The sequence below is a fragment of the Burkholderia sp. BCC1644 genome (assembly GCF_902833225.1).
Taxonomy (GTDB): domain Bacteria; phylum Pseudomonadota; class Gammaproteobacteria; order Burkholderiales; family Burkholderiaceae; genus Burkholderia.
Window position 1 is genome coordinate 76733 of record NZ_CADFEI010000025.1, and the last position, 14062, is coordinate 90794.

Consider the following 14062-nt stretch of genomic DNA (forward strand, 5'->3'; position numbering starts at 1 on the left):
CGTTCAGCCTTGCTTCGCGGCCTTGAGTTTGGCGAGTTCCTCGTCGCGCAGCGCGCGGCGCAGGATCTTGCCGACGTTCGTCTGCGGCAGTGCGTCGCGGAACTCGACGAATTTCGGCATCTTGTAGCCGGTCAGGTTCTTGCGGCAGTGCGCGAGCACGTCCTCGACCGTCAGCGACGGGTCGCGGCGCACGACGAACACCTTGATCCGTTCGCCCTGTACCTCGTCAGGAATGCCGATCGCCGCGGCTTCGCTGATGCCCGGATGCATCACGAGCACTTCCTCGATCTCGTTCGGATACACGTTGAAGCCCGACACGAGGATCATGTCCTTCTTGCGGTCGATGAGGCGGATGAAACCGCGCTCGTCCATCACGCCGATGTCGCCGGTGCCGAGCCAGCCGTCGGCGTCGATCACCTTGGCCGTCTCGTCCGGGCGCTGCCAGTAGCCGCGCATCACCTGCGGGCCGTGCACGCACAGCTCGCCCGGCTCGCCGACGGGCGCCCAGGTGCCGTCCTCGCGGCGAAAGCGCACGACGGTCGACGGCGCGGGCAGGCCGATCGAGCCGCTGAACGCGGCCATGTCGTTCAGGTCCACGGGGTTCATCGTGACGATCGGCGAGCATTCGGTGAGGCCGTAGCCTTCGACGACCGGCCGCCCCGTCACCTGCTGGAAGCGCTCCGCGACCGCGCGCTGCATCGCCATCCCGCCGGCCATCGCGAGCTTGAGCTTCGAGAAGTCGCGCTTGCGGAATTCCTCGTTGTCGAGGAACGCGTTGTACAGCGTGTTGATGCCGGTGATCCCCGTGAACGTTTCGTTGCGGATGATCTTCATCACCATCTTCATGTCGCGCGGGTTCGCGATCAGGATGTTGCGCCCGCCGAGTCCCATGAAGATGAACGCGTTCACCGTCAGCGAATAGATGTGATACAGCGGCAGCGGTGTGAGCACGGTTTCGACGTCGCCCGACACTTGATCGGCGATCCACGCCTTCGCTTGCAGCAGGTTCGCGATCAGGTTGCCGTGCGTGAGCATCGCGCCTTTCGCGACACCGGTCGTGCCGCCCGTGTATTGCAGGAACGCGAGGTCGTCGCGCGTCGTCTGCACCGGCTGCGGCTTGCCGCGCGCGCCGAGCGCGAGGGCGGAGCGCAGCCGGATGGCCTGCGGCAGGTGGTAGGCCGGCACGAGCTTCTTCACGTGCTTCAGCACGAAATTGATCAGGCGTCCTTTCGCATTGAAGCCGTCGGCGAGCAGGTCGCCGAGCGCGGTGACGACGATGTTCTTCACCTGCGTTTCCGGCAGCGCGTCCTGCAGCGTGCGCGCGAAGTTCTCGAACACGACGATCGTCTGCGCGCCGCTGTCCTTCAGCTGGTGCGCGAGTTCGCGCACGGTGTAGAGCGGATTGACGTTGACGACGATCGCGCCGGCCTTCAGCGTGCCGAACAGCGCGACCGGGTACTGGAACGTGTTGGGCAGCATGATCGCGACGCGGTCGCCCGGCTTCACGCCGAGGCTTTGCAGGTACGACGCGAATGCGTCGACTTTCTGCGCGAGCGTGCGATAGGTCATCGACGCGCCGGCGCTCACGTACGCGACGCGATCGGCGAAGCGGGTCGTGCATTCGTCGAAGAACTGCACGAGCGACGCGTATTGCGCGACGTCGATTTCGTGCGGGACGCCGGGCGGATATGACGCGTACCAGATGCCGTCGGTGTTCGGCGGGATCTGGGCCGCTGTGGTTGCTGCGGAAGATGACATGACGTGTCTCCGGTCTTTGCTCTCGGCGAGGGCGGGCGTTTCGACGCCTGTCCATGCCCCGTGCTTCGCGGTCGATCGGCGCGGGCGCCTCGACGCCCCGCCTGACCGCGCGTATCAATCAAATCGTGAACAGGAAGCCGCGCGTGGCCCCGCGCGCTCAGTTCGTGGAATGCAGCGTCGCCGTATCGGCAGCGGCCGCACTCGACGACGGCAGCCCGAACACTTCGCTGGCGCCCGCGTCGTCAAGCACTGCCGCGAAGATCGACAGCTGCGCGCTGTCGGGCATCGGCGCCTTCAGCGCGGCGACGATCAGCGACGACAGCCGGGCGATCATCTGCACGTCGTTCATCGTGCGGCCCTGCGAGAACTCGTCGATCAGGCTTTCCGTCTCGGCGCCCGCGAGTGCGCCGGACAGCGCGCCGATCGCGAAGTGCAGCCGCCAGCCGAGCTCGGTGCGCGGCAGATGCGGCAACGCGCGCTGGAACGCGTCGAAGAAGCGGCCCGCGACGCTCGCGTAGTGCGCGGTCAGGAAGTTGCGCACGAACGGCGACGGATCGGTGTACGCACGGCCGATCAGCCGCAGGAACCCGGGCCCGCCGCGTTCGGGATTGCGCGACGCCTTCAGCGCGGGAATGAACATCGCGCCGAGCACGTGCTCGCAGGTGATGTGCGTGCCGAGCTGCGCGTCGAAGCGGTCGAGGATGCCGAGGCGCTCCTGGTTGAGCTGGTCGAGCCGGCGCGACAGCATCGCGTGGATCAGCGCTTCCTTGCTGCCGAAGTGGTAGTTGACCGCCGCGAGGTTGACCGCCGCGCGCGATGTGATCTGCCGCATCGACATCGCTTCGAAGCCATGCTCGATGAACAGGTCTTCGGCTGCATCGAGGATGCGCGCCTTCGTCCCGCCGGTCTGCCGAGTGCCGGATGACCGCGCGCCGGACGGCCGTCCCGCGGATGGTCGCCCCTCCTGACTTACTGCCATGTTCCGCCTCCCATGCCGGTTTCCCGGCCGCGAACAGGTGATTTGATTATCTGATTCAAACAGTCGTTTTTATTAAGATAAAAAAACGCGGGCATGGCGGGCAAGCAGGGAATCTGGACAAATTCCTCTAGTTCGATGTGCGAATGCGGAAAGTATGACGCGCGGCCCCGGCCAGGCGGGGCACGCGCGATGGTGCGGTGCGGCAATGGGTGGAATCAGCCGACGCTGCTACGCGTATTGACCGATTGCGTCATGTCGATGCCGCGCCGTTCGCGGCTGAACAGGATCAGCACGGCGATCGCGACGGCGACGGTGCCGGCGACGAGCGCAAGCGCGAGGCCGTAGTTGTTGCCGTGCGAAACGGCGAGCGACGCCTGCATCGTCGCGTTGCCGGACGCGAGCAGGTTGCCGAGCTGATAGACGACACCGGGGAAGGTCGCGCGGATTTCGTCGGGCGAGATCTCGTTCAGGTGGACCGGGATCACCCCCCACGCGCCCTGGACCGAGATCTGCATCAGGAACGCGCCGGCGGCGAGGGCGACCGGGCCGCTCGAGAACGCCCACAGCGGCAGCACGGGCAGAGCGATCAGCGCAGCGATGAAGATCGCGCGGCGCCGGCCGATCCGCTCCGAGATCGAGCCGAACGACAGGCCGCCGACGATCGCGCCGAGATTCAGCACGATCGTGATCCACGACACGGTATGCGGGTCGAAGTGATGCTGTTCGCGCAGGAAGGTCGGATAGAGATCCTGCGTGCCGTGCGAGAAGAAGTTGAACGCGGTCATCAGCACGATCGCGTAGATCGTGAGCTTCCAGTTCTGCTTCATCGTGGCGCCGAGGCTCGGGCGCGGGCGCTTCTCCATCTGTTTCCACGCGGGCGATTCGGGCACGTGCGCCCGGACGTACAGCACGAGCAGCGCGGGCAGCACACCGATCATGAACATTCCGCGCCAGCCGATGTACTGGTAGAACAGACCGAACACGACGGACGCGAGCAGGTAGCCGCTCGGATAACCGGCCTGCAGCAGCCCCGACACGAAGCCGCGCGCATGGGTCGGCACGGTCTCCATCGTCAGCGCGGAGCCGACGCCCCATTCGCCGCCCATCGCGATGCCGAACAGCGCGCGCAGCACGAGCAGCGCAGTGAGGCTCGGCGCGAAACCCGACGCGAGCTCGAGCAGCGAATAGCACGCGATGTTGACCATCAGCGTCGGGCGTCGGCCGAAGCGATCGGCGAGCCGGCCGAAGATCAGCGCGCCGAGCGGGCGCATCGCGAGCGTCAGCGTGAGCGCGAACGCAACGGCGGGGATCGTCGACGCGAATTCCGCGGCGATGTCCTTCAGCACGAAGACCATCAGGAAAAAATCGAACGCATCGAGCGTCCAGCCCAGATAGGCGGCGATCGTGACGTTGCGTTGTTCGCGGGTCCAGCTCATGTCCGAGGTCTCCACGTTGGCTTGCGCGCTCACGATGTGCATGCGGATGCCGGCCCGGCCTGCGCGCGGTGCGGGGGCATGGATCGAGTGTAGGCCGCAGCGCCGCGCGATGTGGGGCGCGATAACGTCGAATCGGGAATAATCCCTACGAAATGAACTGTTTCGGAAACGGAAACGGCGCCGCGCGAGCCAGGCGACAGGCATCTGTATCATTCCGGAAGGCTGTTTGTATTTGTTCTGTAATGCGCTCGATGCGCATCGCCACCGAATCAGGAGTCCCGATGACCGAACGTTCCATCGACGCGCTGCCCGTGCTCGAAACGGCGAGGCTGTGGCTGCGTCCGCGCGTGCTGGCCGATCTCGATGCGTGCCTCGCGATGGATCGCGATCCCGAGGTCACGCGGCATATCGCGGGCCCGTGGCACGACCCGGACGAGCATCGCCGCTTCGTCACGCACCGGATCACGCGCGACTATCCGCCGGGCCTCGGATACTGGTCGATCTTCGAGAAGGCCGCGCCCGGCGCGTTCATCGGCTGGATCCTGCTGATTCCCGACTATGCGGACGGCGCGCGCGACGTCGAGATCGGCTGGCGGCTCGTGCGTGCGACCTGGGGGCGCGGCATCGCGAGCGAGGCCGCGCAAGCCGTCGTGCGTCACGCGTTCGACACCGTGCGCCTGCCGCGTGTGATCGCCGATATCGCGGAAGCCAACAGCGGCTCGTTGAACGTCGCGCGCAAGCTCGGGATGCATCGCGTGAGCGTCGTGGTCGACGGCATTCCTTACATTCGTCATCGACTCGAACGCAACGATCTGCGTGCGTAGCGCAGCGTCGTGCGCAGGCACTGACGGTTGTCAGAGATCGTCAATCCAATGCGTATCGAGGTCATGACGTATTAACGGTTCGCGCGATCAGGAGTATCGTTGCCGGAATTTCGCAACATGGGGTACGACCATGGCACTCGGCAACGATGTTCACCTGATTCCCGTCAAGCTGGAAGAACTGCGTCCCACGCAGATGACGGTCGGCTATCGCGAAGTCAAGGCGAAGCGCAAGCACTGGAAGGCGCTCAGCAAGCGCGCGCGCAAGGCAGCGATCGAATCGCACTGGTTTCCGGCCGTGCTCGGCCCGGACGGCCTGCACTACATCACGGATCATCACCATCTCGGCCTCGCGCTGATCGAGGAAGGCGAGGCGCGCGTGAACGCGATGCTGCTGAAGGATCTGTCCTGGCTCGACGACACGATCTTCTGGCGGATGATGGAACACAATCAGTGGGTGCATCCGTTCGGCGCGGACGGCACGCGGCGCGACTACGAGCATTTGCCGAAGGCGCTGACGGGGCTCGTGGACGATCCGTACCGCAGCCTCGCGGGCGAGCTGCGCACCGCGGGCGGGTATGCGAAGGACGCGACGCCGTTCAGCGAATTCCTGTGGGCCGACTACCTGCGCCAGCACATCTCGCTCGACCAGATTCGCAAGAATTTCGCGAAGGCGCTCGACGTCGCGCTGCACCGCGCACACGAGCAGGATGCGCGTTATCTGCCCGGCTGGTCGGGCGTCATCGCCGTCAAACCCTGACCGGCGCACGGCGCCGACCGCCTCATGACGACCGCCCCGATCCGCCCCGACGCCGGCCCGCAACATGCCGATCATTTCGCTCCGCTCGATGCGGCTTCGCCGCCGCCCAGGCGGCGCATCGGCCTCGATGCGCTGGCCGGCCTGTCGATTGCCGGGCTGCTGATTCCTGAAGCGGTCGCGTATGCGGGGCTCGCCAACTTGCCGCCGCAAGCCGGCCTGATCGCGCTGCTGTCGGGGCTCGTCGTCTACGCGCTCACGGGCAGCAGCCGCTTCGCGATCGTGTCGTCGACGTCGTCGTCGGCCGCGGTGCTCGCGGCAACCGTGCTCGCCGAATCGGGGATGGCGCTGGCCGCGCAGCTCGCGCTCGCGGCCGCGCTCGTCGCGATGACGGGCGTGCTGTTCATCCTCGCGGGCGCCGCGCGGCTCGGCGGCATGTCGGATTTCGTCGCGCGGCCCGTGCTGCGCGGCTTCACGTTCGGCCTCGCGCTGACGATCGTCATCAAGCAGCTGCCGAAGATCCTCGCGATCTCCGTGCAGCACAGCGATGCGCCGCATGTCGCGCTCGACCTGATCACCGGCGCGCCGCATGCGAACCTCGCGAGCGTCGTGCTCGGCGCGACCGCGCTGGCGTTGCTGTTCGCGCTCGGGCGGAGCTCGCGCGTGCCCGCGACGCTCGTCGTGATCGTACTGTCGATCGCGGCCGGCTATGCGATCGACTGGCAGCGATACGGGATCGCGATCGTCGGCCATATCGACTTCCGGCACCTCGAATTCGGCCTGCCGACGCTCGATCGCAATGCGTGGATGCAGACGGTCGAGCTTGCGTTTGCGTTGATGCTGATCCTGTACGCGGAATCGTACGGATCGATCCGAAACTTCGCGCTCAAGCATGGCGACAGCGTGTCGCCGAACCGCGATCTCGTCGCGCTCGGCTGCGCGAATCTCGTGTCGGGCCTGTTGCACGGGATGCCGGTCGGCGCCGGCTATTCGGCGACGTCGGCGAACGAAGCGGCCGGCGCGCAGTCGCGCTTTGCCGGCCTGTGGGCGGCCGGCGTGGTTGCACTGATCGTCTGGCTGCTGCTGCCGCAGCTCGCGCGCACGCCGGAGCCCGTGCTCGCGGCGATCGTGATTTTCGCGGTCAGCCACTCGCTGCATCCGTCCGTGTTCCGGCCGTACTGGGCGTGGCATCGCGACCGGCTCGTCGTGATCGCGGCGCTGCTCGCGGTGCTCGTGCTCGGTGTGCTGCACGGGCTGCTCGCGGCCATCGGCGTGAGCCTGCTGCTGACTTTGCGCAAGCTGTCCGAACCGAACGTGAGCGTGCTCGGCCGGCTGCGCGACAGCCACGATTTCGTCGACGTCGCGAGCCACGCCGACGCGAAGCCGGTACCGGGCGTGCTGATCGTGCGGCCCGAGGCGCAGCTGTTCTTCGCGAACGCAGACCGGATGCTCAATCGCGTGCGTGCGCTGATGAAGGCCGCGCCGGATACGCATACCGTGATGCTGAGCCTCGAGGAAACGCCGGATGTCGACGGCACGACAATCGAATCGTTGCGCACCTTCGCGGCCGAATGCGCGGCGCGCGGGTTGCGGCTCGCGCTGGTGCGGCTGAAGGTGCATGCGCTGCATGCATTGCGCCGCGCGGCGGACGATACGCTTCACGACGATGCGATGTCGGAACTGAGCGTCGACGAAAGCCTGCAACTGCTGAAGGCAGGCCTGCCGCCGGACGGCAGCGACGGCACGACCGCCGCATGACGCGGCGGCACGACGGCGCCGTCTAGAGCGAAAGCGCGGCGCCGGCCGTGCGATCGATCATGTCGGTCACTTCCTCTGCAGTCGGCGCATAGGCGCCTGCATGTGCACAGGCGACCGCCGCGCACGCGGCCGCGTAGCGCAGATGTTCAACGGCCGTTGCATCGGGGCGCGCAAGCTGGCTCGCGAGCCAGCCGCCGATGCTCGCATCGCCGCAACCGACGGTGTCGGCGACTTCGGTCGGGAACGCGGGCTGGAACAGCTCGGTGTCGCGATGCAGGAGCTGCATGCCCGATGCGCCGCGCGTGACGAGCAGCGTCGCGTCGGGCGCCCATTCGCGCAGTTGCGCGAGCGCGGCTGCCTCGTCGAGTTCGGGAAACAGCCCGCGCAGATCCTCGTCGGATACCTTGATCCAGTCCGCGAGCGCGGACAGCCGGCGCAGCGTGTCGCGATACGACGGCGCGGCCATCGGTGCGCGGAAGTTAGGGTCGAACGAAATCCGCTTGCCGGCCGCATGCGCGGCCTGCGCGATGTCGATCAGGCGCGACGCGAGCGGTTCGCGCACGACGCCGAGCGAGCCGACGTGCACGATCTCGGCCGCGTCGAAGGCGCCGGCGGGCAGGTCTGCCGGATCGAAGGCGAGATCGGCGCTGTTTTCACCGATGAAGAAATAGTGGGGCGGTTGCTTCGACACGACCATCGCGAGCAGCGGCGCTCGGTCGACCTGCCGGATGAAGCGCATGTCGAGCCCTGCGGCGGCGCTCTCGCGCATCAGCTCGTCGCCGAAGGTGTCGCGGCTGACCGTGCCGGCGAAGGCCGTCGGCACGCCGAGCCGCGCGCCGACGCGTGCGACGTTCCAGCATGAGCCGCCGGCGACGCTGTGCCAGTGCTGCGCGTCGTCGCGGATGAAGTCGGTCAGCGCTTCGCCGAATACGATCAGGCGGGGGAACGTCGTCGTCATGTCGAAACCTTGTGCCGTGGCGTTGCACACGGCCGTACAGCGGTTGATCCGAAAAGGCGGGCAGTGCGGGGCCGTCGCGCATGGCGATGCGGCCCCCGGCACCGCCCGGTTGCGCGGGCGGACGGGCGGCGCGATCAGCGCGGCGTGCTCCAGCCCTTATAGGTCTTCACGTTGTCGCGCGTGATGAGCGTCGGCTCGATCAGGATCATCGGATTGGCCGGCTTCTGGCCGTTCATGATCCCGTAGCCGACGTTGACCGCCTGCTGCGCCATTGCCCACGGATCCTGGCTCGACGACGCCTGCACGAGCGTGTTGGACTTGAGCGCGACTTCGATGTCGGGTGCGCCGTCGACCGACGTGATCACGATACCCGGACGGTTCAACTGCTTCGCGGCGAGGTCGCTGCCGATCGCCTGCGGGTCGTTGATCGTGAACACCGCATCGAGCTTCGGAAAGCGCGTGAGGTAACCCTGCATCGCGTTCATCCCGCCTTCGCGCGAGCCCTTGCCGTCCTGGTCGCTCGACAGCAGCTTGATGCCGGCGTTTTTCGCGAGCACGGTCTTGCAGCCGTTGACGCGATCGATCACGGCCGATACCTGCGGGCCGTTCTCGATGATCACGTTGCCCTTGCCGTTGAGTTTCTTCGCGATGTAGTCGCACGCGAGTTCGCCGGCCTTCACGTTGTTGGTCTGCACGGTCGCGTTTGCGCCGGCCGCGGCCACGTCGACCGCGACGACCGTGATGCCGGCCGCCTGCGCCTTCTTCACCGCCGGCTCGATCGCCTTCGGATCGGTCGCGTTGAGCAGGATCATGTCGACGTGCGCGGAGATGAAGTTGTCGATCTGCGTGAACTGCTTGTTCAGGTCGTAGTCGGCCGAGACGGCCGTGACCTTCGCGTTCGGGTTGAGCTGCTTCGCGCGTGCTTCGGCACCCTTGACGATCGTGACGAAGTACGGATTGCCGAGCGACCCGACCGTGACGCCGATCGATTTGAGCGGCTTGTCGGCCGCGTGTGCGGCGGAAGCGCCGAAGGCGAGTGCGCAGGCGACGGCGGTCAGGGCGGCGGTGTGCTTGAACATGTCGTTGTGTCTCCGTGAGGTCTGTTGGCGAACGGGCGCAGGTGAACCGGCCTGCGCCGCGAGGTTGAATCGACGGGAAGGGATCAGGTGCGCGCCGAGTCGCGCTGGCGATAGCGATCGAGCGCGACGGCGCCGATGATCACGAGCCCCTTGATGATGTACTGCCAGATGTCGGATACGCCGAGCAGCACGAGGCCGTTCGTCAGGACCGCGATGATCAGCGCACCGATCAGCGTGCCGACGATCGAGCCGACGCCGCCGACGAAGCTCGTGCCGCCGAGGATCACCGCGGCGATCGCATCGAGTTCGTAGGACTGTCCGAGCTGCAGGCCGTTGGCCGCATAGAGCCGCGCGGCCGACATCACCGCACCGAGGCCCGCGAGCAGCCCGGATGCCGCATAGACGAACATCTGGATCGCCCGCACGTTGATGCCCGACAGGCGCGCGGCTTCCGGATTGCCGCCGACCGAATAGATCCGCATCCCGAGCACCGTGCGGCGCAGGATGAACCACGAGATCGCGATTACCGCGCATGCGATCACGACGAGCCACGGCACGCCGAGGATCGTGCCGTTGCCGATGAACGCGAACGGCAGTTGCGGATTGAACACGGTCGTGTCGTTGCCGATCAGGCGCGCGACGCCGCGCACGGCCGTCATCGCGCCGAGCGTGACGATGAACGGCGGCAGGCGCAGGAACGAGATCAGCCCGCCGTTGATCGCGCCGAACGCGAGGCCGACGACGAGTGCGAACGGCACGCCGAGCCAGCCCCACCCGGGGATCGTCGACGCGAGCAGCGCGGCGACGGCCGCGGCGGCGAGCACCGAGCCGACCGACAGGTCGATGCCGCCCGTCAGGATCACGAAGGTCATGCCGGCGGCGAGCACGATGTTGATCGACGCCTGCTGCGTGACGATCGACAGGTTCTGCAGCGTGAAGAAGCCGTCGGTCAGGATGCCGAAGCCGATGCACAGAACCAGCAGCACCGGCAGCATGCCGGCCGTGCGGATCAGCGATTGCATGCGGGCGCGTTGATCGGCGCCGCGCAACAACGGCGTACGGTTGACCACCGGATGGGCCGTCGCGGAAGCGAGGTTTCGCTGCTTGGTCGGGTTGTTCATTTCGGTAACCTGAATGTAAGAGTGAAATGAAAGGGCGGGCTCAGTGCGTCGCGGCGAGTTCGGCCTGCGAGCCGGTGGCGAGCGCGATGATCGCTTCCTGCGTGATCGGCGTGTGCGTGTGGCCGCCGAGTTCGCCGGCGATCTCGCCTTCGCGCATCACGAGCACGCGATCCGCGACGCCGATGATTTCCGGCAACTCGCTCGAGATCACGATCACGCCCGCGCCGGCGCGCGCCAGTTCGTTGATGATCCGGTAGATCTCGGATTTCGCGCCGATGTCGACGCCGCGCGTTGGTTCGTCGAGGATCAGCACGCGCGGCTTCGTCTCGAGCAGGCGCGACAGCAGCACTTTCTGCTGGTTGCCGCCCGACAGCGCGCCGACGTTGACGTTCGCGTGGGGGACGCGGATCGACAACGACGCGATCGCGTCGCGCGCGCGTTCGGCCCCGCGTGCGAGGTCGAGCGCGCCGAGCCGTGCATCGCGGTTGCACACCGAGATGTTGATGTTGTCGCGCACGCTCATGTCGAGGAACAGGCCCTGGCGCTTGCGGTCCTCGGTCAGGTAAACGAGACCTGCGTCGATCGCGTCGCGCGGCGAGTGCGCGCCGAACGTGCGGTCGCCCAGCTTCACGTCGCCGCGCACGCGCGGCTCGGCGCCGAAGATCAGCCGCGCGAGTTCGGTGCGGCCCGCGCCGACGAGGCCGGCGATGCCGAGCACTTCGCCGGCATGCAGGTCGAGGCTGCAGCCGCGCACGCGCGTGCCGTCGGCAATGTCGCGGACCGACAGCAGCAGGTGGCCGGGGTCGTACTGCGCGTGTTCCTTCTTGTAGAAGCCGGAGATGTCGCGGCCGACCATCATCGCGACGAGCCGCTCGGCCGAAAGCGAGGCGCGTTCGAGCGTGCCGACGTATGCGCCGTCGCGCAGCACCGACACGCGATCGGACAGTTCGTAGATCTCCGCCATCCGGTGGCTGATGTAGATGATCGCGAGGCCTTCCTCGCGCAACTGGCGGATCAGGCTGAACAGGTGTTCCGTTTCGCGCGACGACAGCGGCGTCGTCGGCTCGTCCATCACGAGGATGCGGGCACGCGTATGCACGGCGCGCGCGATTTCGACGAGCTGCTGTTCGGCGATCGACAGCGTGTCGACGAGCGTGTCGGGCCCGAACGGTGCGCCCAGGCGCGCGAGCACGTCCTGGCAGCCGCGCGCCATGGCCGCGCGGTCGATCGTGCCCCAGCGCCGGTTGCCGCGCCGCAGTTCGCGGCCGATGTAGATGTTCTCGGCGACGGTCAGGTTCGGCGACAGGCACAGCTCCTGGTAGATCACCGCGACACCCGCATCGCGCGCGGCAAGCGGGCCGTCGATCTCGATGCGTTCGCCGTCGATCAGGATCTCGCCGCCGGCGTCGGCGCGGTACGCGCCCGACAGGATCTTCATCAGCGTCGATTTGCCCGCGCCGTTCTCGCCCATCAGCGAGTGGATCTCGCCGGGATAGACGGTCAGGCTGACTTTGTCGAGCGCGCGTACGGCCGGGAACGTCTTGCTGATCCCGCGCATCTCGAGCAACGGACGGGGCGACTCAGATCGCGACATGGTTGACCTCCTGCGAGTCGGTGCGGGCGCCCTTGAGGATGCCGGCCCGCGGGGAGAAGTTGAAGAACATCGGCAGCGTCGCCGCGCCGATCGCGCCGGCATCGGCACCGAACGTGCCGCGCACGAGCGTCGGCGTGCCGCGCGCTTCGGGCGCGGTGGCCACCAGCGCCGAGCGCAGGCGCGTCGTGACCGCGTCGAGCAGGCCCGCGTCGGTATCGGCATCGAGCACGACCACCGGCGCATCGACCACGCACAGCACCGCGCGCAATGCCGGGGCAAGCGCGTCGACACAGTCGTCGATCCACTCATCCACTGCCGGCAGGCCGCGGGCGATGCACGCTTCGAGATCGGCGCGGTTGTCGACCGTCTCGCCGTGATGGCGCAGATGGCGCACGAGCGCATGCAGCGACGCGCGCGCGAGCAGGATGTCCCACGGGCCGCGCGGCGGCGGCGCGGAGCTGAGCCGGCTCGGCGGCACCGGAATCACGGCGATGTCGCCTGCATTGCCGGTCACGCCGCGCAGGCAGTCGCCGTCGATCGCGATGCCGCCGCCGATCGCCGGCCCGATGAACAGGTAGACGAAGTCGTCGCACTGCCGGCCGTATCCGTAGAACAGTTCGGCGATCGCGGCGGCGTTGCCGTCGTTTTCGCCGAAGACGGGCAGCGACAACGTACGGCCGAGGTCGGCCGCGAAATCGACGTCTTCCCACGCGCGGAATGTGTCGGGCGCAAGGCCGAGTTCGCGCATCCACGCGCCGAGGTTGTACGGCTGCGCGACGCCGATGCCGCTCAGGCGTGCGCGTTCATGGTCGGGGAGCAGGGCCTGCATCGCGTCGATGTCGTGACGCACGATCTCGAGCACGTCGGCAGGGGGCGGCAGCAACGTGTCGTGCGAGCGGCGGCCGAGGACGTCGCCGGCGAAGTTGACGAGTGCGGTCTCGATCCGCATCCGGTCGAGATGGACGCCGATGCCGAACGCGCCGCGCGGGTCGAGGCGGATCAACGAGGCCGGCTGGCCGCGCTGGCCTTCGGTGCGGCCCGCGAATTCGATCAGCTTCGCGTCGGCGAGCGAATCGATGATGCTGCCGACCGCCGTGCCCGTCATGTTCGCGAGACGCGCGAGGTCGGCCTTCGACGCGCTGCCCACGCGGCGCAGCGTCTTCAGCAGCAGGCGCTCGTTGTAACGGCGCACGTTGGCCGAATTGCTTCCCTGGCCGATGTGCGGGCTTCTCATGGCGTCTCCTTCCATGGTGCACCGCTCGGCGGCGCATTAAATAAATCACGTTGATTTATTTAACCGCGTGAGCGCCGGTGTGTCAGCCTAGGGAAATCCCGGTTGGGTGGGGTGACGGGAGTGACGGGGTGAGGGTGCGCAGAATCGGGGATGGATCGTGATGGCCGATGCCACTTGCCATTCTCAAAGAGGACGAAGGATGAAGTCCCACGGGAGTGGGAGATATGGTGATGTCGCAAGCGCGACCGGATCGATTCCGGAGCCGGAAAAGAAAAAGGCCGGCTAAAAGCCGACCTTTTTCAGAAAACAGATGGTGCCCGGGAGAGGGCTCGGTCACACATGCGCGACCCCGGCTGCGCTTGCAAGCGCAGCCTTTCGAGTCCTCACGCAAAGCGCGCAGGCGCTTTGCTTCCTGGGCCAGAAATGAAAAAAGGCCGGCTAGAAGCCGACCTTTTTCAGAAAACAGATGGTGCCCAGGAGAGGACTCGAACCTCCACGATGTTGCCACCGCTAGGACCTGAACCTAGTGCGTCTACCAATTCCGCCACCTGGGCACGTTTCGCTTGC

Annotated in this window: 11 protein-coding genes and 1 tRNA gene; 3 read left to right on the top strand and 9 right to left on the bottom strand. The window is 67.0% G+C overall.

Annotation, left to right across the window (positions count from 1 at the left end; all coding sequences use genetic code 11):
* Window positions 1-3: 3 nt before the first annotated feature.
* From HWX87_RS34075 to HWX87_RS34085, 3 genes are all read right to left on the bottom strand, one after another.
* Window positions 4-1758 (bottom strand): AMP-binding protein, encoded by a 1755-nt coding sequence (locus HWX87_RS34075; RefSeq protein ID WP_176051264.1) that lies wholly within the window; start codon window positions 1756-1758, stop codon window positions 4-6.
* 157 nt (window positions 1759-1915) lie between these two features.
* Window positions 1916-2737, bottom strand: a complete 822-nt coding sequence (locus HWX87_RS34080; protein WP_176051265.1) for a TetR/AcrR family transcriptional regulator — start codon at window positions 2735-2737, stop codon at window positions 1916-1918.
* Window positions 2738-2952: 215 nt separating this feature from the next.
* The gene (locus tag HWX87_RS34085) at window positions 2953-4173 is read right to left on the bottom strand and encodes an MFS transporter (RefSeq protein ID WP_176051266.1); all 1221 of its coding nucleotides are present in this window, start codon (window positions 4171-4173) and stop codon (window positions 2953-2955) included.
* A 281-nt stretch (window positions 4174-4454) separates the two neighbouring features.
* Between HWX87_RS34085 and HWX87_RS34090 the strand changes: the two genes are divergently transcribed.
* The 3 genes from HWX87_RS34090 to HWX87_RS34100 all read left to right on the top strand — a co-directional run bounded on the left by HWX87_RS34090 (window position 4455) and on the right by HWX87_RS34100 (window position 7509).
* Window positions 4455-4997 carry a GNAT family N-acetyltransferase gene (locus tag HWX87_RS34090; protein ID WP_176051267.1) on the top strand — a complete coding sequence of 181 codons (543 nt, stop codon included), beginning with the start codon at window positions 4455-4457 and terminating at the stop codon, window positions 4995-4997.
* Window positions 4998-5127: 130 nt separating this feature from the next.
* A complete protein-coding gene (locus HWX87_RS34095) occupies window positions 5128-5754 on the top strand; it encodes a ParB-like protein (protein ID WP_176051268.1) in 627 nt (208 codons plus the stop codon).
* Window positions 5755-5778: 24 nt separating this feature from the next.
* Entirely contained in the window at window positions 5779-7509 is a 1731-nt protein-coding gene (locus tag HWX87_RS34100) for a SulP family inorganic anion transporter (RefSeq protein ID WP_176051269.1), read from the top strand.
* 22 nt (window positions 7510-7531) lie between these two features.
* Here HWX87_RS34100 and HWX87_RS34105 read toward each other — a convergent pair whose 3' ends face one another.
* From HWX87_RS34105 to HWX87_RS34130, 6 genes are all read right to left on the bottom strand, one after another.
* On the bottom strand, window positions 7532-8467 hold the full coding sequence (locus HWX87_RS34105) for a carbohydrate kinase (protein WP_176051270.1): 936 nt from the start codon (window positions 8465-8467) through the stop codon (window positions 7532-7534).
* A 134-nt stretch (window positions 8468-8601) separates the two neighbouring features.
* Window positions 8602-9546 carry an ABC transporter substrate-binding protein gene (locus tag HWX87_RS34110; RefSeq protein WP_176051271.1) on the bottom strand — a complete coding sequence of 315 codons (945 nt, stop codon included), beginning with the start codon at window positions 9544-9546 and terminating at the stop codon, window positions 8602-8604.
* Between the two features lie 83 nt (window positions 9547-9629).
* On the bottom strand, window positions 9630-10667 hold the full coding sequence (locus tag HWX87_RS34115) for a ribose ABC transporter permease (protein WP_176051272.1): 1038 nt from the start codon (window positions 10665-10667) through the stop codon (window positions 9630-9632).
* Between the two features lie 40 nt (window positions 10668-10707).
* The gene (locus HWX87_RS34120) at window positions 10708-12261 is read right to left on the bottom strand and encodes a sugar ABC transporter ATP-binding protein (protein ID WP_176051273.1); all 1554 of its coding nucleotides are present in this window, start codon (window positions 12259-12261) and stop codon (window positions 10708-10710) included.
* Window positions 12248-13495 carry an ROK family protein gene (locus tag HWX87_RS34125; protein WP_176051274.1) on the bottom strand — a complete coding sequence of 416 codons (1248 nt, stop codon included), beginning with the start codon at window positions 13493-13495 and terminating at the stop codon, window positions 12248-12250. The genes HWX87_RS34120 and HWX87_RS34125 overlap by 14 nt, the downstream gene beginning before the upstream one ends.
* A gap of 467 nt (window positions 13496-13962) precedes the next feature.
* Window positions 13963-14049 (bottom strand) — tRNA-Leu (locus HWX87_RS34130).
* Between the last annotated feature and the right edge of the window lie 13 nt (window positions 14050-14062).